Raw genomic sequence first — 24,181 nt, forward strand, 5'->3', positions numbered from 1 at the left:
TCAACACCCCGAAAGGCCGGCGGCGGTGCGTGCCTCAGTCGGCCGCGCAGGCCGCCTTGAGCTTGTCCCGGGCGGTGGTCAGATCCGCCTTGCTCGGCGCCTTGCCCGGCGCCTTGGCCCAGGTGTCGGCGAGGTCGGTCATGGCCGTGGCGACCCCCTTCACCGCGGCGTTCACCTCGTCGCTGCTGGTGAAGGCGTGCGTGTAGAGCGTGGCCGCGCCCGCGGAGTACTGGGCGCTGACCGCCGAGTGGCCGGCCGGCGGGCCGATCTTCTCCGCCTCGGCCACCTCCTTCAGCGCGGCCGTGATGTCCTTCTCCGCCGTCGCGCAGGTCTTCCGGGTGGCCTCGTCGAGGCCCACCGGGGCCGGCGTCACCGGCGGAACGGACGTGGCAGCCGGGGCGGAGGGCGCCGCCGACCCGGCCGAGGGCGTCTCCTCGTCGTCGCCGCAGCCGGACATGACGATCATCGCCACCGCGGCCGGAGCCAGCAGGGCGAGGCGAGCTGAACGCAAGGTGTTCTCCCCGTGTCGGTGTGCGTAGCCGCCGCAAACTAACAGACCGGACACGGCAGGGCAGAACCCGTTTTCCGGCGCTCGTACCGGAGAACGGGTTCCGCCCCGGGGGTTCAGCTCGTCTCGCCGGCCACGCTGAACGAGCGCAGGCGGTCGATCGCCAGCACGGTGAACCCGACCGCCACCAGGGCGGTGAGCACCGCCGCCACCGGCACCGAGACGGTGGTGCCGAGCAGCGGCGTCGGCGCCATCCGGTCGGCCAGGGCGATCACCCACTGCTGGATCGACAGCACCCGGGTGCCGCCGACGAACCGGCCCAGCAGCCCTTCCCAGATCAGCACGTAGACCAGGCCGAGCAGCACCGGCCGCCGGGTCACCAGGCTCAGCGCCAGGAACAGCGCCGAGTACGCCAGCGCGCCCGCCGCCGAGGCGGCGACCAGAGCGAGTCCGAGGCGTACCGAATCGGCGAGCACGCCCGCGACGTAGATCGGGATGCCGACGGTGACCGCTGTGACGCCGGCCGCGACCGCCAGCTTCGGCAGCACGATCTGCCAACGCGGCAGCGGCTTGGTGAGAATGTGCACGACGGTGCCGTCGTCGATCTCCGCGCCGAGCACGCCGGTGCCCACGATCAGCGCCACCACCGGCAGCACCACCGCGAGCCCGAGGCCGACGAGCACCGGCGGGCCCCACTCACCGGGGTCGACGCCGAGCGACCGGCACAGCACCGCCAAGCCGATCAGGACCAGCGGCAACGGCAGCAGCATGAGGAACCGGCTCCGGCCGAACAGGCCACGCGCGGTGATCCAGGTGACTGTCGACATCATGCCTCCACCAGATACGAGAAGACGCTCTCCAGCGACTCGTCCTCCGGCAGGAGCTGCCGGACCCGGATGCCGTGCCGGAGCGCGATCCGGGGCAGTGCCCGGGTGAACGCGCCGTAGTCGCCGGCCTTGACCGTCAGGCCGGTACGGTCCAGCTCGACGCCGGAGACCGACGCCTCGGCCATCAGCGCCACCGCCAGCGCCCGGTCGTCGGTGGAGCGGACCGCGAAGACGTGCGGCCGGTTGGTCATCAGGCGGCGGATGGTCCGGTAGTCGCCGGAAGCGGCGAGCCGGCCGGCCACCATCACCTGGACCGTGCCGGAGACCTGCTCGACCTCCTCCAGGATGTGCGAGCTGAACAGGATGGTCCGTCCCGCGTCGCCGAGGCGGTGCAGCAGCGCCATCATGTGCAGCCGCTGGCGCGGGTCCATCCCGTTGAACGGCTCGTCGAGCAGAAGCACCTGCGGATCGTGCACGAGCGCGGCGGCGACCCGGGTGCGCTGCCGCATGCCCTTGGAGTAGGTGCCGATCCGGCGGGTCTGCGCGTCTTCCATCTCGACCAGTTCGATCGCCCGCCGGGTGGCGGCCTCCGGGTCGGGCAGCCGGTGCAGCTTCGCGCTGGCGAGCACGAACTCGTACGCGCTGAGGAACGTGTGCACCGCCTCGCGCTCGCTGACCAGGCCGAGCCGCCGGTAGACGGCGGGGTTGCGCCAGGTCGGCTCGCCGTCCAGCGTCACGGTGCCGCGCGACGGGGACAGGAAGCCCGCCATCATGTGCAGCAGCGTGGTCTTGCCGGCGCCGTTGGGGCCGAGCAGGCCGGTCACGCCGGGACCGAGCCGCATGGTGACGTCGTTCACCGCCACCACGTTGCCGTACCAGCGGGACACGCCCGCCAGGTCGAGCGTGCTCGTCGCGGCGGCGGGCGCGCCGGCCGTCGACTGGGTGCTGATCGCCGTCATCGGGCGGCCACCTTCCGGTATCGCAGGAGCAGCAGGCTGACGCAGGCGGCGACCAGCAGCACGGCGGCCACGGCGTAGACCGGTCCGAAGTCGCCGATCGGCATGCCGCCGCGTCCCTGGGTCAGCCGGTCGCCGAGCGCCCAGTTGCCCACGCCGCCGACGAGCGTCGGCGGGGAGGCCACGAAGGCCAGCTCGTTGATCGTCTGCGAGGGCAGGATGGACAGCACGCCGACCACCGGCGTGGTCATCAGGAAGACCGCCACGATGCCGCCGGCCGCGAACGCGCGCTTGCCGGTGAGCGAGGCGACGAGCAGGGCGATCGAGGCGAACACCACCGCCCAGAGCCCGGCGTAGAGCAGCCCGGGCAGCAGGTCGAGCAGTTCGTCCCACACCCCGCGTACGCCCCGGTTCGTGGTGAACGCGGCACCGAGGAACATCACCAGCTGCGGGCCGCCGAGCAGCAGCCAGAGCGCGGTGACGAGCGCCAGCAACTTGGACAGCGCGTAGTCGCCGCGCGGCAGCGGCCGGGAGAAGTACAGCGGCAGCACGCCGCTGCGCAGGTCGCGGGAGACCAGCTCGGGCGCGGCCACCGCGGCGAAGAAGATGACCAGCCAGCTCATCGCGTCGGCGAACTGGGCGTACGTCATCACCACCTCGCCGATCTGGCTGCGCACCGCTGTGACACCGGCGGCCACCACGGTGACCACGGAAACCACCAGCCACGGGAAGATCTTGGCCTTGGCGCTGCGGCCCAGCCCGAAGACGGTACGCACGCCGTGCAGGTAGAGCGCGCCGAAGACCTGCCGGCGGCCGAGCCGCGGGCCGGTGTAGCGCTGGTAGCCGATGTCGTGGATGACCCCGGTCGCGTCAGACATGGCTGGGCTCCCTCGCGGCGAAGAGTTCGGCCACCCGGTGCCGTCGCTGGTCCAGCCGGTGCAGCGGCAGGTCCAGCTCGGCGACCGCGCCGAGGATCTGGTCGTAGGTGGCGTCGTCGGCGAGCGGGACGAGCAGCAGCCGCCCGTCGCGGGTCACCGGCAGGTCGAGCGCGGTGAGCCGGGCGGCCAGTTCCTCGGTGCCCTCGCTCACCTCGACGGCGAGCACGTCGGTGGCCGTGGTCATGGCGGACACCCGGTCGGCGCGCAGCAGCCGCCCGCCGTCGATGGCGACGAGCGTGTCGCAGATCCGCTCCACCTCGCCGAGCAGGTGCGAGCAGACCACCACCGAGATGCCGAACTCGGTGCCGATCCGGTGGATCAGCGCGAGCATGGCGTCCCGGCCGGCCGGGTCGAGGCCGTTCGTCGGCTCGTCGAGCAACAGCAGGTCGGGATCGTGTACGAGCGCCTGGGCGAGCTTGACCCGCTGCTTCATGCCGGTGGAGTAGCCACCGACGGCCCGGTGCCGCTCCTCGTGCAGACCGACGTGGCGCAGCGCCTCGGAGGCCCGTTCCCGGGCGACGGTGCGCGGCAGCCCGCTGATCCGGCCCAGGTGGGTGACCAGCTCGGCGGCGGACAGGTCGGGCGGGAGGGCGTCGTGCTCGGGCATGTAGCCGACCCGGGCGCGGACCGCGGCCGGGTCGGTGGTGGGGTCGAGGCCGAGCACCTGTACCCGGCCGCTGGTCGGCGGGAGCAGACCCAGCAGGATCTTGATCAGAGTGGACTTGCCGGCGCCGTTCGCGCCCACCAGCCCGATGATCCCCGGCTCGACCGACACGGTGAGGTCGGCCAACGCGGTGACCCGGCCTCCGTACGTCTTGGTCAGCGACTCGGTCGCGAGCAGTGTCACGCCGTTCAGCGTAGAACTCGGATGCCTCGCCGGAGCCCGTCCTGACCCCTGCGATCCCCTGATCCTCGGCCGTTGCGGCCCCTAGGTGGCGTCCGGGCCTCCGGACGTCCGGGCCTCCTGGGTGAAGGGACGGGGTAGCGGGGCGGCGACCGCTCCGGGATGCTGCCACCGGGTGAGGCGACTCGACGGGGGGCGGCATGACCGACGATACGGACCGGCCGATGGTGAGCGTGGTGGTGCCCGCGTACAACTGCGGCGCGAACCTCGATCCGCTCGTCGCGTCGCTGCCGAAGCAGGGGCTGCCGCCCGGTTCGTACGAGGTGATCTTCGCCGACGACGGGTCGACCGACGGCACCCCGCAGCGCCTGGACGAGCTGGCCGCCGCCGACCCGCACGTACGGGTGCTGCACCTGGAGCACTCGGGCTGGCCGTCGCATCCGCGCAACAGGGGGCTGGAGGAGGCGCGCGGCGAGTACGTCTTCTTCGCCGACGACGACGACTGGTTCGGCGACGACGCGCTGGCCCGCCTGCACGCCTGCGCCCGCGATCACGACGCGGACATCGTCATCGGGCGGATGGTCGGGCACCGGCGGGGCGTACCGCGGGAGCTGTTCCGGGAGAACCGGTTCGGCGTCACGCTGGCGGACGCGCCACTGGCCGACAGCATGACCTGCCACGCGCTGTTCCGGCGGTCCTTCCTGGACCGGCACGGGCTGCGGTTCCCGGAGGGCCACCCGCGCCGCCTGGAGGACCACCGGCTGATGGCGGCGGCCTACCTGCTGGCCGGGCGCGTCTGCGTGCTGGCCGACCACCCCTGCTACCACCACGTCCGCCGGGCGGACGCGGGCAACGTCACCGCCACCCGGATGGACCCGGCCGAGTACTACGCGGCGCTGCGGGAGGCGCTGGACATCGTGGACGCGAACCGGTCGCCCGCCGCGACCCGCCTCCGCCTGCAGCGGCGCTGGCTGCGCAAGGAGATGCTGAGCCGGCTGCGCGGGCAGACCCTGCTGAGCGCGCCGGAGCAGTGGGCCGACCAGGTGGCCGGCGAGGTGGGCCGGCTCGTCGAGGAGCGCTTCCCGCCGGAGGCGGTCGCCGGGCTCCCGCCGATGTTCCAGGTGATCGCGCACCTCGCCGCGCAGGGCCGGGTGGCGGACCTGCGCCGGCTGGCGGAGTGGGAGGTGAGCGTCCGGCCGCACGCCGCCGTCGACAGCTGGCGGATCGACGGGCGGACGCTGACGGTCGCCGTCTCCGCCGGCCTGCGGGCGGGTGACGAGCCGCTGCGCTTCGACGACCAGGGGCTGCCGGTGCTCCCGGTGGCCGACGCGGTACCGGCCGGGGTCGTGATGCGGGCGGGCGGGGCGAGGACCGATGTCGTCGTCCGCCGGCGGGAGACCCGGGAGGAGTTCTTCCTGCCGGTGGCCGCCACCACCGAGCGGGCCGAGGCCGGCGAGGTACGCCACCGCAGCACCGCCACCGTCGACTTCGCGACACTCAACGGTGGCCGGACCCGGGGCACCTGGGAGGTCCGGGCCCGGGTCATCCAGGCCGGCTGGGCGCTGGACGCCCGCCTGCCGATCGTGGTGCGCTGCCCGGCCGACGGCGGCGTGCCCCGGGTGGAGGACCCGCGCCGGCTCCGGTCCCGGCTCCGTCGCGCGGTCCGGCGGATCCGGGACCGCGCGCTCGGCCGGTCGGCGCGCGCCGGCAGCCGTTCGCACGATCGGCCGGCCGCCGCTCGCCGTTAGGATTCGATGACCCCGGTTCGCCCTCGGCACCGTCGCCGGACACGCGATCACCGGGAGGCCGGGTGGCGCTCTCGACCGATCGCCGGTGGGCTGCGAAACTGTGTGCCGGCCGGTGAGTTGGGGGTTCGATGAGCAACGGGTGGCTGCTGCCCGAGGACGTTCTGCGGGATGCGCCGTCGTACGCGCCCAGGCCCGCTGAGCTGGCCGATCTCCAGTTGTTGCTGAGTGGGGCGTACGCACCGCTCACCGGTTTCATGAGCCGGGCCGACCTGGCCTCGCTGAACCGGCGCGGCCGGCTGGCCGACGGCAAGCCGTGGCCGGTGCCGGTGACGCTCCAGGTGCCGGCGGCGCTCGCCGACGGGCTGGACCCGGCCGACCCGACCCGCCGTGCGGTGGTGCTCACCGACGGTGAGGGCGCACCCGTGGCGGCGATGGACGTGACCGACGTCTGGCCGGGCCGCGAGGGCATGGTGGGTGTCGGCGGCGCGGTACGCCGCCTGGGCGACGGCGGCCACGGGCCGTTCCAGCGGCTGCGGCGCGGCCCCGACGAGGTACGCGGACTGCTGCCGCCGGGCCGGGTGCTCGGCGTGTTCGCCGACCGCCCGCTGCACCGGCCGCAGCTCGCGCAGATCGCGCACGCGGCCCGGACGCTCGGCGCGCACCTGCTGGTGATGATCCCGATCGGCGAGGAGTCGATCGCCGGGCTGCCGGCCGAGGCGCTGGTGCGCAGCGTGTTCGCCGCGCGTGACCGGATGCCCCCGGCCACGCTCGTGGCGGTGCCGCTGGCCCGGCGACGCGACGAGATCAGCGACGCGTTGCTGCGGGCCCGGGTCGCCGCCGCGTACGGGGTGACCCACCTGCTCTCCACCGAGGGCATGCTCTCCGGTGCCGGCCTGCGCGTGCTGGTGCCGCGCGAGCTGGCCTACGACAACCGGGACGGGCAGTGGCGCTGGCGCGAGGACATCCCGCCCCGCAACCGGCGGCTGGCGCTGAGCACGCAGGAGATCGACGACCTGCTGGACCGGGGTTTCCCGCTGCCCGAGTGGCACACGCCGCCGGCGGTGGCGAAGGAACTGACCCGGGCGCGCCCGCCGCGGCGGCACCGGGGCCTGGTGATCTTCCTGACCGGGCTGTCCGGCTCGGGCAAGTCGACGATCGCCCGTGGGCTGGCCGACGTGCTCCGCGAGCAGGGCGACCGCACGATCACGCTGCTCGACGGCGACGTGGTGCGGCGCGAACTCTCCGCCGGGCTGGGATTCAGCAAGGCCGACCGGGATCTCAACGTCCGCCGGATCGGCTGGGTGGCCGCGGAGATCGCCCGGCACCGGGGCGTCGGCATCTGCTGCCCGATCGCGCCGTACGCGGCGGCCCGCGCCACCGCCCGGGAGATGGCCGAGACGGCCGGGGCGGGGTTCCTGCTGGTCCACGTGGCGACGCCGCTGGCGGTCTGTGAGCAGCGTGACCGCAAGGGCCTGTACGCCCGCGCCCGGGCCGGTCTGATCACCGGGATGACCGGCATCGACGACCCGTACGAGGAGCCCACCGACGCCGACCTGGTGGTCGACACCTCGGATCTGAGCGTCGAGGAGGCCATCGGGAAGGTGATGGAGCACCTCACCGAGACCGGCTGGGTGGAGCCCCGCCTCCAGCCCGCCTGACCTCCTGACGCCGGACGCGTCCGGCCTGTGAGCACCTCGACCGCCGTCGTCCGGCTTCCGGACGGCGGCGGTCTCGCATCACCCCTCGTTGCGCGGTAGTGTTCGTCTTTGTTGGAACACGTTCGACCGCGTGGAGTGCCCACGTGAGTCGGTGAGGCGCGGAGGTGAGCCGGGGATGCTGGCGCGGCAGCGGCAGACGGCCATCCTGGAACGACTGCGCCGCGCCGGTGGCGTCCGGGTCACCGAGCTCGCGGCCGAGTTCGGCGTCTCCGACATGACCATCCGGCGCGACCTGGACACGCTGCACGAGGCGGGCCTGCTCGCCAAGGTGCACGGCGGCGCGACACCGGCCGGTCCCGGCTCCACCGACGAGCCCGGCTTCCACGCCAAGTCCGTCCGCCAGTCCGCCGAGAAGGCCGCCATCGCCGAGCACGCCGCGGGACTGGTCCGGCCCGGCGCCGCCATCGCGCTCTCCGCCGGCACCACCACCGCCGAACTGGCCCGGCGACTGGTCGACGTGCCCGGCCTCACAGTGGTCACGAACTCGCTTCCGGTGGCGGAGGCCCTGCACGTCGGTGGCCGGCCGGACCAGACGGTGGTGCTCACCGGCGGCGTCCGCACCCCGTCGGACGCGCTCGTCGGCCCGCTCGCCGTGGCCGCGATCGCCGCGCTCCACCTGGACCTGCTCTTCCTCGGCGTGCACGGGATCAGCGAACGGGCCGGTTTCACCACGCCCAACCTGATGGAGGCGGACACGAACCGGGCGCTCGTGGCCGCGGCGGACCGCCTGGTGGTGCTCGCCGACCACACCAAGTGGGGCACCGTCGGCATCTCGTCGATCGTGCCGCTGGACGCGGCGGACGTGCTGGTCACCGACGACCGGTTGGCACCCGAGGCCCGACGGGTACTCGAGGACAGGGTGGGCGAGCTGGTGACGGTGCCCACGACGAGGGGGGCGGAGTGAAGCGTACGCAGATCGCACTGGCCGACGGCCGCGAGCTGATCTACTTCGACGAGCGGGACGACGCGGTCCGCGACCAGCCGGACCGGCGGGACCTGCCCCCTCCCCCGCCCGCCTCGCAGCTGCGGTACGACCCACTGACCGACGAGTGGGTGGCGGTGGCGGTGCACCGCCAGACCCGCACGTTCCTGCCCCCGGCCGACCAGTGCCCGCTCTGCCCGTCCCGCGGTGACCGGCACAGCGAGATCCCGGCGCCCGACTACGACGTGGTGGTCTTCGAGAACCGGTTCCCCTCGCTGAGCCAGCGGGTGGCCGACGAGCCGGCCGAGATCACGCCGTTCACCCCGGTACGCCCCGGACGCGGAAAGTGCGAGGTGGTCTGCTTCACCGACGACCACAACGCCTCCTTCGCCCGCCTCTCGCCGCGACGGGTGCGAACGGTGCTGGACGCGCTCGCCGACCGCACCACGGCGCTGAGCGCGCTGCCCGGCGTGGAGCAGGTCTTCCCGTTCGAGAACCGCGGCGTGGAGATCGGAGTGACGCTGCACCACCCGCACGGGCAGATCTACGCGTACCCCTTCGTCACGCCGCGCACCCGGACCATGCTCGCCGCCGCCCGGCGGCACGCCGACCGCACCGGGGGCAACCTCTACGCCGACGTGCTGGCCGCCGAGCGCGCCGCCGGGGAACGGGTGGTGACGAGCAACGAGCACTGGACCGCGTACGTACCGGCGGCGGCCCGCTGGCCGTTCGAGGTGCACGTGGCGCCGCACCGGCCGGTGCCGGACATCCCGGCGCTCGACGACGCCGAGCGGGACGCGTTCGGGCCGCTCTACCTGGACCTGCTGCGCCGCTTCGACGGGCTGTTCGACCTGCCCATGCCGTACATCGCGGCCTGGCACCAGGCGCCGGTACGGATCGACAGGGAGCTGGGCCACCTGCACCTGCAGCTGTTCAGCATCCGGCGGGCCAAGGACAAGCTGAAGTACCTGGCCGGGTCGGAGTCCGGCATGGGCGTGTTCATCAACGACATCGCCCCCGAGCGAGCCGCCGAACTGCTCCGCACCGCGTGAAAGGAAGGGCCCCTTATTAACGCCTGCGGTAGAGGAAGGGCCCCTTCTTAACCACCGCGGCGCGCGCATGGGGGCGCGGGGGGCCCGGGACAGGACCCCCCGCAGGGAAGGGACGGCTGGCTGCGCTGAGCAGCCACGAAGATCGGCCGGCCGGCGCGCGGCCACGGCCCACCTTCCTGGACGCGACTGGCATCTCGTCCACCCTGTCAACGAGGGCGCACCGGGCGAAGTCACGCCCGTCCCGACCGGCCCGAGGTGTTAAAAAGGGCCCCTTCTACAACGCGAGGCGTTAAGAGGGGGCCCTTCCTTACACTCAGGCGGCGAGCTTGCGCGCCAGGTTCTCGTCGAGCGCGTTCATGAACTCGTCGGTGGTCAGCCACGGGGCGTCCCGCGAGATGAGCAGCGCGAGGTCCTTGGTCATCTGGCCGCCCTCGACGGTGTCCACGATGACCTTCTCCAGCGTGTTCGCGAACTCGGTGACCGCCGGGGTGCCGTCCAGCTTGCCCCGGTGGGCCAGGCCCCGGGTCCAGGCGTAGATCGAGGCGATCGGGTTGGTCGAGGTCTTCTCGCCCTTCTGGTACTGCCGGTAGTGCCGGGTGACGGTGCCGTGCGCGGCCTCCGCCTCGACGGTGCGGCCGTCCGGGGAGAGCAGCACGGAGGTCATCAGGCCGAGCGAGCCGAAGCCCTGCGCGACGGTGTCGGACTGCACGTCACCGTCGTAGTTCTTGCAGGCCCAGACGTACCCGCCCTCCCACTTGAGCGCGGCGGCGACCATGTCGTCGATCAGCCGGTGCTCGTAGGTGAGGCCGGCGGCGTCGAACTCGGCCTTGAACTCGTTCTCGAACACCTCGGCGAAGATGTCCTTGAACCGGCCGTCGTACGCCTTGAGGATGGTGTTCTTGGTGGACATGTAGACCGGGTAGTTGCGGTCCAGGCCGTACCGGAACGAGGCGCGGGCGAAGTCCCGGATCGACTCGTCGTAGTTGTACATGCCCATGGCGATGCCGCCGCCGGGGAAGTTGGCGACCTCCATCTCCATCGGGGTGCCGCCGTCGGCCGGGGTGTAGGTGATGGTCACCGTGCCCGGGCCGGGAACGACGAAGTCGGTGGCCTTGTACTGGTCGCCGTGCGCGTGCCGGCCGATGATGATCGGCTTGGTCCAGCCCGGGACGAGCCGCGGCACGTTCGACATGATGATCGGCTCGCGGAAGACCACGCCGCCGAGGATGTTGCGGATGGTGCCGTTGGGCGACCGCCACATCTTCTTCAGGCCGAACTCCTCCACCCGGGCCTCGTCCGGGGTGATGGTGGCGCACTTGACGCCGACGCCGTGCTCCTTGATGGCGTTGGCGGCGTCGACGGTGACCTGGTCGTCGGTGGCGTCACGGTGCTGGATCGACAGGTCGTAGTAGTGCAGGTCGACGTCGAGGTAGGGCAGGATCAGCTGCTCCCGGATCTGCTTCCAGATGATCCGGGTCATCTCGTCGCCGTCGATCTCCACGACCGGGTTGTTTACCTTGATCTTCGCCATCGGCCGGCGCTCCTCTCGGGGGACACGTGCTCAAGCAGTACGAGCGTACTGGAAACTGGCCGGCAGTCCCCAGGCGGCCCGGGTGGGCCGCCGGAAAAGCGGGCTGCGCCGCGCCTCGGGCCGCTGGCATCATCGTCCGATGCCGCACAGCCGCACCCTCGGGTCTATCACGGTCACCGCGCTGGCCGACGGCGAGGGGCCCTTCTTCCAGCCCCGCGGCGAGGCGTTTCCCGACGCCACCCGGGCGCACTGGGCGACTGCCGACCGGCTCGATCCGGGCGCCGTCACCGGCGACGGCCGCTGGTGGCTGCGGTTCCGCGCGTTCGCGGTGCGGGCCGGCGACGGGCCGGTCACGCTTGTCGACGCCGGCGGCCCGGCCGGCTCGCTCGCCGCGAGCTGGGCGCCGGTCCCGGGCCGGCTCCCGGCCGAGCTGGCCGCCGCCGGGATCGACCCGGCCGACGTCCGCACCGTGGTCCTCACCCACCTGCACACCGACCACGTGGGCTGGGCCGGCGCGCTGTTCCCGAACGCGGACCACCTGGTCCAGCGCGCCGAGGTGGACGCGCTGGAGCTGTTCCACCCGGACCTGCCGGCCCGGCTGCTGGGGCCGTTGCGCGCCGCCGGCCGGCTGCGGGTGGTCGACGGCGACACGCCCCTCACCCCGGGGGTACGACTGCTGCACACCCCCGGGCACACGCCGGGTCACCAGTCGGTGCTGGTCGAGGCGGACGACGAGCGCCTCCTGGTCACCGGCGACCTGCTGGTGCACGCGATCCAGTTGGTCGACCCGGCGCTGGCGTACGCCCACGAGGAGGACCCGGCCACGGCCCGCCGCTCCCGGCAGCACCTGCTGGCGACCCTCTCCCCCGCCGTCCTGGCCACCCCCCACCTGACCGCCCCCTTCACCACCCACCCCACCCCGCGCCCCACACCCGCGCCTCACGCCGTCGATCATGAGGTTGGCCGGTGAGTTGATCTCCTTTTCCGCCGTCAACTTCATGATCGACGGGGAGGACGGGGGACGGGCGCGGGCGGGACGGCAGAAGGCCCGCCGGCGAAGCCGACGGGCCTTCGACGCGATGGGACGGGCGTCACATGCTGGCGACGTCACCCTGCTTGGCGCGGACGGCCTCGGCGGCCTCCTTCAGCGCGGCCAGCTCGTCGGCGTCCAGGTCGGTCTCCACGACCCGCTTCACGCCCTCGGCGCCGATCTCGGCCTCGACGCCCAGGTAGACGCCGGAGATGCCGTACTCGCCGTCTACCCAGGCGCAGACCGGCATGACGGCGCCGGAGTCCTCGGCCACGGCCTTCGCCATCCGGGCCGCGGCGGCGGACGGGGCGTAGTACGCGGAACCGGTCTTGAGCAGCGCGACGACCTCGGCGCCACCGTTGCGGGTCTTGACGACCAGCTCCTCGATCTGCTCGGCCGGCATGACGTCACGCAGCGGCTTGCCGTTCACGGTGCTCTTGGACGGCACCGGGACCATGGTGTCGCCGTGCGAGCCGAGCGTCAGGGTCCGTACCGACTTCACCGGTACGCTCAGCGCCTCGGCGACGAAGTTGGTGAAGCGGGCGGTGTCGAGCATGCCGGCCTGGCCGAGCACCCGGTTCTTCGGGAACTGGGTGGCGAGCTGGGCCAGCGCGGTCATCTCGTCGAGCGGGTTGGACACCACGATGACGACGGCGTTCGGGGCGTACTTGGCGACGTTCTCGGAGACCTGCCGGACGATCTTGGCGTTGGTCTCCAGCAGGTCCATCCGGCTCATGCCCGGCTTGCGCGGCAGGCCGGCGGTGATGACGACGACGTCCGAGCCCTCGATGGCGTCGTAGCCCTCGCCGTTCGGGCCGGTGGTGACGCCGACGACCTTGGTCTCGAAGCCCTCGACCGCGCGGGACTGGTTGAGGTCGAGCGCGAGGCCCGCCGGCTTGCCCTCCACGATGTCGGTGATCACAACGGTGTCGAAGACGTCGTACTCGGCCAGGCGCTGTGCGGTGGTCGAGCCGTAGAAGCCGGCGCCGACGACAGTGACCTTCTTACCCATGGTCGTCCCACTCCCTGATACCAGTCGGTTTTCCGGACCGTATCAGCCATCCTGGCACCGATCGGGCCAGGGGCGGACGGTTATGACCTGCGTGGGCGTCAGGCGGTCCGCTCGGCCCGTTCGACCACGTTCGTCAGCAGCATCGCCCGGGTCATCGGGCCGACACCGCCGGGCATCGGCACCAGCTTGCCGGCGACCTCGGCCACCTCCGGGTCCACGTCGCCGGTGTAGCGGCCCTTGCCGTCCTCGCCGATGACCCGCGTGATGCCGACGTCCACGACCGTCGCGCCCGGGTTGATCATGTCGGCGGTGAGCAGGCCCGGCACCCCGGCGGCGACGATGACGACGTCGGCGGCGCGGGTGTGCGCGGCCAGGTCGAGCGTGCCGGTGTGGCAGAGCGTCACGGTGGCGTTCTCGCTGCGCCGGGTCAGCAGCAGGCCCAGCGGGCGGCCGACCGTGTTGCCCCGGCCGACGACTGCCACGTTCGCGCCGCGCAGCGGCACGTCGTGCCGGCGCAGCAGCTCCACGATGCCGCGCGGGGTGCAGGGCAGCGGCCCGTCGTACCCGAGGACGAGCCGGCCCAGGTTGACCGGGTGCAGCCCGTCGGCGTCCTTGTCCGGGTCGATCGACTCCAGCGCGCGCTGGGTGTCGAGGTGGCCGGGGAGCGGGAGCTGGACGATGTAGCCGTGGCAGGCCGGGTCGGCGTTCAGCTCGGCGAGCGCCGCGTCGAGCTGCTCCTGGGTGGCGTCGGCCGGCAACGCGACCCGCAGCGAGGCGATGCCCACCTCGGCGCAGTCGCGGTGCTTGCCGTTGACGTACGCCTGGGAGCCGGGGTCCTCCCCGACCAGTACCGTGCCGAGGCCGGGGGTGATGCCGCGTTCCGCGAGCGCCTTGACCCGGGCTCGTAGCTCGTCCTTGATCTCCGCCGCGGTGGCCTTGCCGTCCAGGATCGTCGCCGTCACGTCGTGATCGTCTCACGGCCGCGGACGGACCCGGACGACGACGGCTGACGATCACGCTGCGCAACGTGCGATACATCACCGAGAGTGACCAGTCACGGTGACGCGCCGGGCCGTCAGCACCCTTGGGGGCAGGCACCTGACGATCGGGACGGACGCCCCAGGGCCACCCGTAGCGCTCTGATCGGTTCAGCGTCGGCGAAGAAAAGGCCTGGTGAAGTCCACGCGTAGCAGACAGATCCGGCAGCGGCAACGCCTGGCGAACACGATCCGTCATCGATTGACCACGCGAATGTTGTCGACCGGCCGGATCGCGACCTACCGTTACCGCTCGTTGCGCAGAGTCACCCAGCGTCGGGACGACCGCGCAGCGTGAGGAGATGAGGAGACCCCCATGCGTGTTCGTAGGCTCGCGGCCTGGGCCGCGCTCCCGCTCGCGGTGACGCTGGGCCTGACGGCCTGCGGCTCGGGCGGTGGCGGCGGCGGTGCCGGCGACTCCGACGCGGCCGTGCGGATCGAGATCGCCGAGCCGCAGCACCTGGTGCCCACAAACACCAACGAGACGAGCGGCTCCCAGGTCCTGTCGGCCCTGTTCAGCCCGCTCGTCGACTACGACGAGGCGAACAAGCCGCACGAGGTGGCGGCGGACTCGGTGACGACGTCGGACAACAAGGTCTGGACGGTCAAGCTGAAGCCCGGCTACACCTTCCACAACGGCGAGAAGGTCACCGCCGACAACTACATCGACGCCTGGAACTACGGCGCGTACGCGCCGAACGGCCAGAACTCCAGCTACTTCTTCGAGAAGGTGGCCGGCTACGACGACCTTCAGGGCGAGAACCCGAAGGCGACGACGATGAGCGGCCTGAAGAAGGTCGACGACCTGACCTTCACCGTGACGCTCAGCCAGCCGTACGTGGACTTCAAGTCCATGCTCGGCTACACCGCCTTCTACCCGCTGCCCAAGGCGGCCTTCTCCGCGCCGGGCGTGCTCGCCGAGGGCTACGAGCAGGCGCCGATCGGCCAGGGCCCGTTCAAGATGAAGGGCAGCTGGCAGCACGACGCCAAGGTCGAGGTGGAGCGCTACGACGCGTTCCCGGGCCAGCAGCCCAAGGTCGGCGGCGTCGAGTTCCGCATCTACCAGCAGCCGACCGCCGCGTACGCGGACGTGCTGTCGGACAACCTCGACGTGATCAAGACGATCCCGACCGAGAACCTGTCCACCGCCGCGACCGACCTGGGCGACCGCTTCCAGCAGAGCCCCGCCTCGTCGCTGCAGGTGCTGGCCTTCCCGACGTTCCAGGAGGAGTTCAGCAAGCCCGAGGTGCGCAAGGCGATCTCGATGGCGATCGACCGCGACGAGATCACCAAGTCGATCTTCAAGGACTCGCAGCAGCCGGCCCGCTCGTTCGTCTCGCCGGTGGTGGCCGGTTACCGGGAGAACACCATCGGCACCGCGGGCGCGTTCGACCCGGTCAAGGCCAAGGCCGCGTACGAGGCCGCGGGCGGCCCGAAGAAGATCGAGCTGTCCTACAACGGCGACGGCGGCCACAAGGACTGGATCGACGCGACCTGCAACCAGCTCAAGGCCAACCTGGATGTGGAGTGCGTCGGCACCGCCGAGCCGAAGTTCGCGGACCTGCTGACCAAGCTGAAGCAGAAGCAGCCGGTCGGCCTGTTCCGGATGGGCTGGGTCATGGACTACCCGTCCATGGAGAACTACCTCGGCCCGCTGTACAGCAGCACCGGCTCGTCGAACTACTACGGCTACAGCAACCCGGAGTTCGACAAGCTGCTCGCCGAGGGCGCCCGCGCGGCGACCGAGGACGAGGCGATCCAGAAGTACCAGGCGGCGGAGGACCTGCTCGCGCAGGACATGCCGGTGATCCCGCTCCGGTACGGGCAGAACAACTTCGGCCACTCGACCAAGGTCAAGAACGTCCACGTGGACCTCTTCGACCGGGTGGACCTGCTGAAGATCGAACGCGCCTGACACCCTGCTGACGGGCCGGGCCACCCCCACCGGGTGGCCCGGCCCTCGCATTGGCACGCATTTCGGCCGCTTTCGGCAGACTTGCCAGCATGTTCCGGTTCATCCTGCGGCGGCTGCTCCAGATGGTCCTCGCCTTCTTCGGGACCACTCTGATCGTGTACGCGCTGATGTTCGCGGGGCAGGGAGACCCGATCCAGGCCCTCGCCGGAGAGCGGCCGGTGACCGCCGCGCAGCGGGCCTACCTGACCGAGAAGTACCATCTGGACGCGACAGGTGTCGGCGGCTTCTTCTACCGCTACTTCGACTACCTCGGCGGCCTGGTCCGGGGTGACCTCGGGCAGTCGCTGACCGGGCGGCAGATCAGCGACATCCTCGCCGCCGCCTGGCCGGTCACCCTGAAGCTCGCCGTGATCGCGATGGCCGTGACCGTGATCTTCGGGGTCACCGCGGGCGTCATCGCCGCGATCCGGCGCTCCGGCGTGTTCGACCACGCCACGCTCGTACTGACGCTGCTGGTGCTCGGCATCCCCACCATCGTGCTGGCCCCGCTGGCGCAGTACTTCCTCGGCGTACGCTGGCCGGTCTTCCCGCCCACCGCCGGCGCCCAGCCGTCCTTCTACGCGCTGCTGCTACCCGGCATCGTGCTCGGGTCGCTGTCCCTGGCCACCGCGCTGCGGCTGACCCGTACCTCGGTGACCGAGAACCTGCGCGCCGACTACGTCCGGACCGCCCGCTCAAAGGGCCTGCGGCGACGCCGGATCGTCGGCGTGCACGTGCTGCGCAACTCGCTCATCCCGGTGGTCACCTTCCTCGGCGTCGAGCTGGGCAACCTGATGGGCGGCGCGATCATCACCGAGGGCGTGTTCAACGTCCCGGGCGTCGGCTTCAACCTGTTCCGCGGCATCCGCACCGAGGACGGCCCCCTGGTGGTCGGCATCGTCAGCGTGCTCGTCGTGGTCTACCTGCTGTCCAACCTGGTGGTGGACGTGCTCTACGCCGTCCTCGACCCGAGGATCCGCTATGAGTGAGCGCAGCGAGGTGCCGCAGTGAGCGACTTCGAGACGGTGGCGGCGACGGAGAACCAGGCCGCGCGGCGCGGCGTGTCCGGCGAACCGGGCACGCCCGGCCGGGCCGGACGGCCGGACCGGGCCCGCAGCCTGGCCGGTGACGCCTGGCGGGACCTGCGCCGCAACCCGGTCTTCTGGATCAGCCTGTTCCTGGTGGTGCTGGTCGCCGCGATGGCCGTGGCGCCAGGGCTGTTCGCCGCGAACGACCCACGCGACTGCGTGCTGTCCCGGCAGCACGCCGGGCCGTCCGGCGGGGCGATCTTCGGGTACGACTTCCAGGGCTGCGACACGTTCGCCCGGGCGGTCTACGGCGCCCGCGCCTCACTGCTCGTGGGCGCGTTCTCGGCGCTGATCACCGGCGTGATCGCGCTCGTCGTCGGCATGGTCGCCGGCTACTTCGGCGGATGGGTCGACGCGGTGCTGTCCCGGGTGATCGACATCGTGCTCGGCATCCCACTGCTGCTGGCCGCGATCGTGCTGCTCAAGCGGGTCAGCACGAGCGGCGACACGGTACGGCTGTTCGCGGTGATCCTCGTCCTGGCGCTGCTCGGCTGGACCACGGCGGCCCGGGTGGTCCGGTCCTCGGTGATCACCGCCCGGGAGCAGGACTACGTGGCCGCCGCCCGGATGCTCGGGGCCGGCAACGGCCGGATCATGTGGCGGCACATCCTGCCGAACGCGCTGGCCCCGGCCGTCGTGGTGCTCACCATCGCGCTCGGGTCGTTCATCGCGGCCGAGGCGACACTGAGCTTCCTCGGCATCGGGCTGAAGGCGCCGACCATCTCCTGGGGCATCGACATCGACGCCGGCCGGGTGCACATGCGGGAGTCGGCGACGCCGCTGATCGTGCCGTCGACGTTCCTCGCCCTGACCGTGCTCGCCTTCATCATGCTCGGCGACGCGATCCGCGACGCCTTCGACCCGAAGCTCCGGTGACTTCTCATGACGCAGAACGCGGTCCGGCCCACGCCGGCCTCACCCACCCCGCCCGGCGGGCACCTGCTGGAGATACGGGACCTGTACGTCGAGTTCCGCACCCGCGAGGGCGTGGCCCGCGTGATCAACGGGGTGACGTACCACCTGGACGCCGGTGAGACGCTCGCGGTGCTGGGCGAGTCCGGCTCCGGCAAGTCCGTCACCGCCCAGGCGATCATGGGCATCCTGGACACCCCGCCCGCGTACGTGCGCGCCGGGCAGATCCTCTACCAGGGGCGGGACCTGCTCACCCGGCCGGAGGAGGAACGCCGGCAGATCCGCGGCGCCGAGATCGCGATGATCTTCCAGGACGCGCTGTCGGCGTTGAACCCGGTCTTTCCGGTCGGCTGGCAGATCGGCGAGTCGCTGCGCGAGCGAGCCGGGATGTCGCGGGCCGACGCCCGGAAGCGCACCGTCGAGCTGATGGACCTGGTCCGGATTCCGGCCGCGGCGAAGCGGCTCGGCGACTACCCGCACCAGTTCTCCGGTGGCATGCGCCAGCGGGTCATGATCGCCATGGCGCTGGCGCTCGACCCGAAGGTGCTGATCGCCGACGAGCCGACCACGGCGCTGGACGTCACCGTGCAGGCGCAGATCATGGACCTCCTGGCCGACCTGCGCCGCGACCTCGGCATGGCGCTCGTCCTCATCACCCACGACCTGGGCGTGGTCGCCGGGGTCGCGGACCGGATCGCGGTCATGTACGCGGGCCGGATCGTCGAGCACGCCGACGTGTACGCGTTGTACCGGGCGCCGGCCCACCCGTACACCAAGGGGTTGCTGGAGTCGATCCCGCGCCTGGACGTGCGCGGCCAGGCGTTGTCCAGCATCCGCGGGCTGCCGCCGAACCTGATGGCGATCCCGTCCGGCTGCCCGTTCCACCCCCGGTGCCCGTACGTCCAGCCGGTCTGTGTGGACGAGGTGCCGCACGACCTGGTGCTCGGCGACGGACGGACCAGCGCGTGCCACTTCGCCCAGGAGGTGCACGATGACCGCGACGGCTGAGCCCGCCAAGGTGCGCGGCGAGACGATCCTCGCCGTCGACCACCTGGTCAAGCACTTCCCGATCAGCCAGGGCGTGCTGTTCAAGAAGACGATCGGCCAGGTCAAGGCGGTCGACGGCGTCTCGTTCGAGCTGCGGCGCGGCGAGACGCTCGGCGTGGTCGGCGAGTCCGGCTGCGGCAAGTCCACGCTGGCGCGACTGCTCATGCGCCTGGAGACGCCCACCGCCGGGCGGGTCACGCTGGAGGGACGCGACCTGCTCCGGGCCGGCGGTGCCGACCTGCGCCGGCTGCGGCGGAACATGCAGATGGTGATGCAGGACCCGTACACCTCGCTGAACCCGCGCATGACGGTCGGCGACATCATCGGCGAGCCGTTCGAGATCCACCCGGAGGCGGCGCCGAAGCGCAGCCGGCGGCAGCGGGTGCAGGAGCTGCTGGACGTGGTCGGGCTCAACCCGGAACACGTCAACCGCTACCCGCACCAGTTCTCCGGCGGCCAGCGCCAGCGCATCGGCATCGCCCGGGCGCTCGCGCTGCGTCCCGAGATCATCGTCTGCGACGAACCGGTGTCGGCGCTCGACGTGTCCATCCAGGCGCAGGTGATCAACCTGCTGGAACAGCTCCAGGACGAGCTGGGGCTGTCGTACATCTTCATCGCCCACGACCTGTCGGTGGTGCGGCACATCTCCGACCGGGTCGCGGTGATGTACCTGGGCCGGATCGTGGAGATCGGCACCGAGGAGCAGATCTACCAGCGCGCGACCCACCCGTACACCCAGGCGCTGCTGTCCGCGGTGCCGGTGCCCGACCCGGAGGCCCGCGACCGGCGGACCATCATCCGGCTCACCGGCGACGTGCCCAGCCCGGCCGAGCCGCCGTCCGGCTGCCACTTCCGGACCCGCTGCTGGAAGGCCGAGGAGGTCTGCGCGACGCAGGACCCGCAGGCGGTGCCCCGCGCGGCGGACCCGCACCCCAGCGCCTGCCACTTCGCCGAGGTCCGCACCGAGACGTGAGCGCGACGAAGGCCCCGTCCCCCGGAGGAAGTGGGGACGAGGCCTTCGATGCGGGCACGCGTGCGGACGGCGGACCCGGGGCGAACCCGAGCCGGACCGGCGGCGTGAGGCGCGCCGCCGTACCGGTGGGCGGCAGCTCGCGGCGGAACCGCCGGGTCGACGCGGCGGGTTCCGGTGCGGCGCGAGCGCGCGTCCCGGTGCGGGCTGCGGGTTCGGTGCGGCTCAGGCGGCCGGCGGGGCGCGCGCGGCGAGCGGTCCGCGCGGCGGCAGCGGCACGACCGGCGGCCGGGGCGCGGGCACGACCGGCTCCGGCACGACCGGACCGGCAGCGCGCGGAAGCGCGGCCGGGGCCAGGTCGTCCGGTCCGTCGGCGTAGCCGAGGCCGCCGCCGTGGTCGTGCCACGGCCCGGCGGCGAGCTCCGGCCAGGACCGTTCGGGGTACGCGGCACGCAGCCCGACCGGGCTCGTTCCGCTCGCCGAGGCAGCGGCGGAAGCGGACGGCGCGACGGGGAAAACGCCTTCGACGATCGGAGCGGCGGGTGCGACGGCCACGCCCAGGCCGGCCAGGACGAGCGCCAGCGTGACGACGACGGCGGTCAACCGGTCGCGAACACGCATGGCACACCTGCCGGGCTCACAGACAGCGGAGACGCTCGATCGTCGCCGCGCACACGCTAGCAACCGCCTCCGACGCCGGGCAACGGCACGGCCCCGGGTGCGCCTGTCGCGTGAACGACGGACGCACCCGGGGCCGAGGCTTCCCGGCGGGGCCGGTCAGTGGAAGAAGTGCCGGGTCCCGGTCAGGTACATGGTGACGCCCGCCGCCTTGCAGGCCGCGATGGTCTCCTCGTCCCGGATCGAGCCGCCCGGCTGCACGATCGCCCGCACCCCGGCGTCGATGAGGATCTGCGGGCCGTCGGCGAACGGGAAGAACGCGTCCGAGGCGCAGACCGAGCCGCGGGCCCGCTCGTCACCGGCCCGGCTGACCGCCAGCCGCGCCGAGTCCACCCGGTTGACCTGTCCCATGCCGACACCGACCGTGGCGCCGTCGCGGGCCAGCAGGATCGCGTTGCTCTTGACCGCGCGGACCGCCCGCCAGGCGAACGCCAGGTCGCGCAGCGTCGCCTCGTCGGCCGGGTCGCCGGTCGCGAGCGCCCAGCCGGACGGGTCGTCGCCCGGCGCGTCGACGGCGTCCCGCGACTGCACCAGCACGCCGCCGCTGACCTGCCGCCACTCCGCCGGCCGCACCGCGAACTCGGGCGCCCGCAGCAGGCGGAGGTTCTTCTTTGCCCGCAGCAGATCCAGCGCGTCCTCGTCGAAGCCGGGCGCCACCAGCACCTCGGTGAAGATCTCCGCGACCTGGCCGGCCAGCGCCGCGTCGACCGGCCGGTTCACCGCGATCACGCCGCCGAACGCGGAGACCGGGTCGCAGGCGTGCGCCTTGCGGTGCGCCTCGGCCACGTCCGCGCCGACAGCGATGCCGCACGGGTTGGCGTGCTTGATGATCGCCACCGCCGGCTGGTCCGGGAAGTCGTTCGCGGCCCGCCAGGCGGCGTCCGCGTCGACATAGTTGTTGTAGGACATCTCCTTGCCGTGCAGCTGCTCGGCCTGGGCCAGCCCGGCCGGCGCGCCCGGGTCGGTGTAGAGCGCCGCCGCCTGGTGCGGGTTCTCGCCGTACCGCAGCACCGCCTGGCGACGCAGCGCCAGCCCGGCGAACTCCGGCCAGCCGTCCTCGGCCGGCGCCACGGTGGTGGCGAACCAGTCGGCCACCGCCACGTCGTAGTCGGCGATGTCGGCGAACGCACGGGCCGCCAGCGCCCGGCGCCGGGCCGGCGTGAAGCCGCCCTCGGCGAGCGCGGCCACCACCGCCGGGTACGCGGCCGGGTCGGTCACCACCGCCACCGAGGCATGGTTCTTCGCCGCGGCCCGCACCATCGCCGGACCGCCGATGTCGATCTGCTCGACGCACTCGTCGGTGTCGGCGCCGGAGGCGACGGTGGCCTGGAACGGGTAGAGGTTGGAGACCAGCAGGTCGATGCCGGCGATCCCGTGCTCGTCGAGCTGCGCGGCGTGCGCGTCCTTGCGGAGGTCGGCCAGGAGGCCACCGTGGATCTTCGGGTGCAGCGTCTTGACCCGCCCGTCGAGGATCTCCGGGAAGCCGGTGACCTGCTCGACCGGCGTCACCGGCACCCCGGCGCCGGCGATCGTCGACGCGGTGCTCCCGGTCGACACGATCTCGACTCCGGCCTCGTGCAGGGCGCGGGCCAGCTCGACCAGGCCGGTCTTGTCGTAGACGCTGACCAGCGCGCGCCGGATCGGGCGGCGACCGGCGTCCTCAGTGGCGTTCACGGGATGGTGACCTTTCTTCCGGTGATCGTCCAGCCTTCACGGACCAGGCGGCCGACCTGCTCGACGAGCTGGCGCCGCTCGGCGGACTTGATGCGCTCGGTGAGCGTGTCCTCGTCGTCGTCGTCGAGCACCGGCACGGCGACCTGGGCCACGATCGGCCCGGTGTCCATCCCGGCGTCGACGAAGAACAGCGTGGCCCCGGTGACCTTCACGCCGTACGCCAGCGCGTCGCGGGGGCCGTGGATGCCGGGGAACGCCGGCAGCAGCGTGTTGTGCGTGTTGAGGTAGCGGTCGCCGAACGCGGCCAGGAACTCCGGGCCGACGAGCTTGAGGAAGCCGGCGCTGATGACCAGGTCGGGCCGGTGCTCGGCGACCCGCGCGGTGAGCGCCTTGTCCCAGTCGTCGCGGGTGGGGTGGTCCTTGACGCGCTCGACGAAGGACGGCACGCCAACTGCGGCGGCCCGGTCCAGGCCGGCGATCCCGTCCCGGTCGGCGCCGACGGCGACCACCCGGGCGCCGTAGGCGGGGTCGGCGGTGGCGTCCAGCAGCGCCTGGAGGTTGCTGCCGGAACCGGAGACGAGGACGACGAGGCGGGCGACGGACGCGGGCTCGGTCACCGGGCAACCCTATCGGGCAGGTCAGGCGGCTCGGCCGCGGGGCGGCGGCTCATCGGGTGACCTCTCGGATGGCGTGGTCGCGGTACGCTGCCGGTCGCCCGGTGTCCGGCCCCGTGCCCGGCCCGCACCCCCAGTGAACCCGGCACGCCGCGTGCCGCCGGACCGAGGAGTACGTCCCATGCAGCCCGGATACCCCCCGCAGCAGCCGCAGCAGATCGACAACAACATGACGATGTCCATCGTCGCGATCTTCCTGTTCTGGCCGCTCGCGATCCCGGCCATCATCAACGCGTCAAAGGTCAACCCGCTGATCCAGCAGGGTGACTACGCCGGCGCCCAGGCCGCCGCAGCCGAGTCCAAGAAGTGGTCCAAGTGGGCCCTCATCGTCGGTCTGATCTGGATCGGCGTCATCGTGGTGGGATGTTGCCTCCTCGGCGGCCTGGCTGGTCTCGCCGGCAACAGCGGCAGCAACTGACCGACAACCCGAACCGATCTGAGGAGCACCCAGACATGCAGCCCGGTTACCCCGGACAGGACCCGTACGGCCAGCAGCCGAACCAGGACCCGACCGCTCAGCCGCACGACCCGTACGCCCCGCCGCCGCAGGCCCCGCAGTACGGCCAGCAGCCCCCGTACGGGCAGCAGCCGCAGTACGGCCAGCAGCCGACCTCGGGCCAGCCGTACGGCCAGCCCACCTCGGGTCAGCCCGCCTACGGCCAGGACCCGTACGCGCAGCAGCAGCAGCAGCCGTACGGCGCCGCGCCGCAGTATCCGGGCGCCGGCTACCCGGCCGGTCCGGGCCAGGCCCCGAACAACACGCTGGGCCTCGTGTCCATGATCCTCGGTATCGCCTCGATCCCGATGGTCTGCTGCTTCTACCTCGGCATCCCGCTCGGTATCGCGGCGGCCGTCACCGGCTACCTGGGCCGCCAGAAGGCCGCGCAGGGGCTCGCCAACAACGACGGTCAGGCCAAGACCGGTCTGATCTGCGGCGCGATCGGCGCCGGCCTGGGCATCGTCCTGATCATCCTGGGCATCTTCGCCAACCTCAGCCTGCCGGCCCAGCCCTGATCGTCCGCCGTCCAGGGGCGTCCACCGACCGGTGGGCGCCCCTGACG

The 24,181-nt window shown here is 72.4% G+C and carries 23 protein-coding genes; 12 read left to right on the forward strand and 11 right to left on the reverse strand.

Annotation, left to right across the window (positions count from 1 at the left end):
- Nucleotides 1-34: 34 nt before the first annotated feature.
- The 5 genes from ACQP26_RS26165 to ACQP26_RS26185 form a co-directional block, all read right to left on the reverse strand.
- Nucleotides 35-472 carry a hypothetical protein gene (locus ACQP26_RS26165; protein ID WP_332367330.1) on the reverse strand — a complete coding sequence of 146 codons (438 nt, stop codon included), beginning with the start codon at nucleotides 470-472 and terminating at the stop codon, nucleotides 35-37.
- 152 nt (nucleotides 473-624) lie between these two features.
- Complete coding sequence (locus ACQP26_RS26170) at nucleotides 625-1,335, reverse strand: ABC transporter permease subunit (protein ID WP_269704110.1); 711 nt, start codon at nucleotides 1,333-1,335, stop codon at nucleotides 625-627.
- Nucleotides 1,335-2,294 (reverse strand): ABC transporter ATP-binding protein, encoded by a 960-nt coding sequence (locus ACQP26_RS26175; RefSeq protein ID WP_269704109.1) that lies wholly within the window; start codon nucleotides 2,292-2,294, stop codon nucleotides 1,335-1,337. Before ACQP26_RS26175 ends, ACQP26_RS26170 begins: the two co-directional genes overlap by 1 nt.
- A complete protein-coding gene (locus ACQP26_RS26180) occupies nucleotides 2,291-3,169 on the reverse strand; it encodes an ABC transporter permease (RefSeq protein ID WP_269704108.1) in 879 nt (292 codons plus the stop codon). Before ACQP26_RS26180 ends, ACQP26_RS26175 begins: the two co-directional genes overlap by 4 nt.
- Nucleotides 3,162-4,076, reverse strand: coding sequence for an ABC transporter ATP-binding protein (locus ACQP26_RS26185; protein ID WP_013288493.1), 915 nt, complete (start codon nucleotides 4,074-4,076; stop codon nucleotides 3,162-3,164). The genes ACQP26_RS26180 and ACQP26_RS26185 overlap by 8 nt, the downstream gene beginning before the upstream one ends.
- 197 nt (nucleotides 4,077-4,273) lie before the next feature.
- Between ACQP26_RS26185 and ACQP26_RS26190 the strand changes: the two genes are divergently transcribed.
- The 4 genes from ACQP26_RS26190 to galT all read left to right on the forward strand — a co-directional run bounded on the left by ACQP26_RS26190 (nucleotide 4,274) and on the right by galT (nucleotide 9,513).
- Entirely contained in the window at nucleotides 4,274-5,821 is a 1,548-nt protein-coding gene (locus tag ACQP26_RS26190; protein ID WP_433494254.1) for a glycosyltransferase family 2 protein, read from the forward strand.
- Between the two features lie 128 nt (nucleotides 5,822-5,949).
- Nucleotides 5,950-7,479 carry an adenylyl-sulfate kinase gene (gene cysC, locus ACQP26_RS26195; RefSeq protein WP_269704106.1) on the forward strand — a complete coding sequence of 510 codons (1,530 nt, stop codon included), beginning with the start codon at nucleotides 5,950-5,952 and terminating at the stop codon, nucleotides 7,477-7,479.
- 175 nt (nucleotides 7,480-7,654) lie between these two features.
- A complete protein-coding gene (locus ACQP26_RS26200; protein WP_281579782.1) occupies nucleotides 7,655-8,443 on the forward strand; it encodes a DeoR/GlpR family DNA-binding transcription regulator in 789 nt (262 codons plus the stop codon).
- Nucleotides 8,440-9,513: a galactose-1-phosphate uridylyltransferase gene (gene galT / locus ACQP26_RS26205; protein ID WP_281579781.1), complete on the forward strand. Its 1,074-nt coding sequence runs from the start codon at nucleotides 8,440-8,442 to the stop codon at nucleotides 9,511-9,513. The genes ACQP26_RS26200 and galT overlap by 4 nt, the downstream gene beginning before the upstream one ends.
- A gap of 313 nt (nucleotides 9,514-9,826) precedes the next feature.
- On the opposite strand, the gene ACQP26_RS26210 is transcribed toward galT, so the two are convergent.
- On the reverse strand, nucleotides 9,827-11,044 hold the full coding sequence (locus tag ACQP26_RS26210) for an NADP-dependent isocitrate dehydrogenase (RefSeq protein ID WP_120573189.1): 1,218 nt from the start codon (nucleotides 11,042-11,044) through the stop codon (nucleotides 9,827-9,829).
- Between the two features lie 139 nt (nucleotides 11,045-11,183).
- Here ACQP26_RS26210 and ACQP26_RS26215 point away from each other — a divergent pair, with 139 nt between their 5' ends.
- Nucleotides 11,184-12,014, forward strand: a complete 831-nt coding sequence (locus ACQP26_RS26215) for an MBL fold metallo-hydrolase (RefSeq protein ID WP_433494255.1) — start codon at nucleotides 11,184-11,186, stop codon at nucleotides 12,012-12,014.
- A gap of 121 nt (nucleotides 12,015-12,135) precedes the next feature.
- Here the strand turns inward: ACQP26_RS26215 and mdh are convergent, their stop codons facing one another.
- A complete protein-coding gene (gene mdh, locus ACQP26_RS26220) occupies nucleotides 12,136-13,086 on the reverse strand; it encodes a malate dehydrogenase (RefSeq protein ID WP_120573187.1) in 951 nt (316 codons plus the stop codon).
- Nucleotides 13,087-13,184: 98 nt separating this feature from the next.
- Nucleotides 13,185-14,048, reverse strand: coding sequence for a bifunctional methylenetetrahydrofolate dehydrogenase/methenyltetrahydrofolate cyclohydrolase (locus tag ACQP26_RS26225; protein ID WP_433494256.1), 864 nt, complete (start codon nucleotides 14,046-14,048; stop codon nucleotides 13,185-13,187).
- Nucleotides 14,049-14,439: 391 nt separating this feature from the next.
- Between ACQP26_RS26225 and ACQP26_RS26230 the strand changes: the two genes are divergently transcribed.
- The 5 genes from ACQP26_RS26230 (at nucleotide 14,440) to ACQP26_RS26250 (ending at nucleotide 20,097) form a co-directional block, all read left to right on the forward strand.
- Nucleotides 14,440-16,038 carry a peptide ABC transporter substrate-binding protein gene (locus ACQP26_RS26230; RefSeq protein WP_433494257.1) on the forward strand — a complete coding sequence of 533 codons (1,599 nt, stop codon included), beginning with the start codon at nucleotides 14,440-14,442 and terminating at the stop codon, nucleotides 16,036-16,038.
- Nucleotides 16,039-16,127: 89 nt separating this feature from the next.
- Nucleotides 16,128-17,066, forward strand: coding sequence for an ABC transporter permease (locus ACQP26_RS26235; protein WP_433494258.1), 939 nt, complete (start codon nucleotides 16,128-16,130; stop codon nucleotides 17,064-17,066).
- A gap of 18 nt (nucleotides 17,067-17,084) precedes the next feature.
- Complete coding sequence (locus tag ACQP26_RS26240; protein WP_269704099.1) at nucleotides 17,085-18,041, forward strand: ABC transporter permease; 957 nt, start codon at nucleotides 17,085-17,087, stop codon at nucleotides 18,039-18,041.
- 6 nt (nucleotides 18,042-18,047) lie between these two features.
- Entirely contained in the window at nucleotides 18,048-19,085 is a 1,038-nt protein-coding gene (locus ACQP26_RS26245; protein WP_433494259.1) for an ABC transporter ATP-binding protein, read from the forward strand.
- The gene (locus ACQP26_RS26250; protein ID WP_269704097.1) at nucleotides 19,069-20,097 is read left to right on the forward strand and encodes an ABC transporter ATP-binding protein; all 1,029 of its coding nucleotides are present in this window, start codon (nucleotides 19,069-19,071) and stop codon (nucleotides 20,095-20,097) included. The genes ACQP26_RS26245 and ACQP26_RS26250 overlap by 17 nt, the downstream gene beginning before the upstream one ends.
- A gap of 222 nt (nucleotides 20,098-20,319) precedes the next feature.
- Here ACQP26_RS26250 and ACQP26_RS26255 read toward each other — a convergent pair whose 3' ends face one another.
- The 3 genes from ACQP26_RS26255 to purN form a co-directional block, all read right to left on the reverse strand.
- Entirely contained in the window at nucleotides 20,320-20,715 is a 396-nt protein-coding gene (locus tag ACQP26_RS26255; protein ID WP_433494260.1) for a hypothetical protein, read from the reverse strand.
- Between the two features lie 156 nt (nucleotides 20,716-20,871).
- Nucleotides 20,872-22,446, reverse strand: coding sequence for a bifunctional phosphoribosylaminoimidazolecarboxamide formyltransferase/IMP cyclohydrolase (purH, locus tag ACQP26_RS26260; protein WP_269704095.1), 1,575 nt, complete (start codon nucleotides 22,444-22,446; stop codon nucleotides 20,872-20,874).
- Nucleotides 22,443-23,063 (reverse strand): phosphoribosylglycinamide formyltransferase, encoded by a 621-nt coding sequence (gene purN, locus ACQP26_RS26265; protein ID WP_269704094.1) that lies wholly within the window; start codon nucleotides 23,061-23,063, stop codon nucleotides 22,443-22,445. The genes purH and purN overlap by 4 nt, the downstream gene beginning before the upstream one ends.
- A gap of 178 nt (nucleotides 23,064-23,241) precedes the next feature.
- On the opposite strand from purN, the gene ACQP26_RS26270 reads away from it, so the two are divergent.
- Both ACQP26_RS26270 and ACQP26_RS26275 read left to right on the forward strand, forming a co-directional pair.
- On the forward strand, nucleotides 23,242-23,538 hold the full coding sequence (locus tag ACQP26_RS26270; protein WP_269704093.1) for a CD225/dispanin family protein: 297 nt from the start codon (nucleotides 23,242-23,244) through the stop codon (nucleotides 23,536-23,538).
- A gap of 35 nt (nucleotides 23,539-23,573) precedes the next feature.
- On the forward strand, nucleotides 23,574-24,134 hold the full coding sequence (locus tag ACQP26_RS26275) for a DUF4190 domain-containing protein (protein WP_433494261.1): 561 nt from the start codon (nucleotides 23,574-23,576) through the stop codon (nucleotides 24,132-24,134).
- The last annotated feature ends 47 nt before the right edge of the window (nucleotides 24,135-24,181 follow it).

This window comes from Micromonospora sp. CA-248089 (genome assembly GCF_050948515.1).
Taxonomy (GTDB): Bacteria; Actinomycetota; Actinomycetes; order Mycobacteriales; family Micromonosporaceae; genus Micromonospora.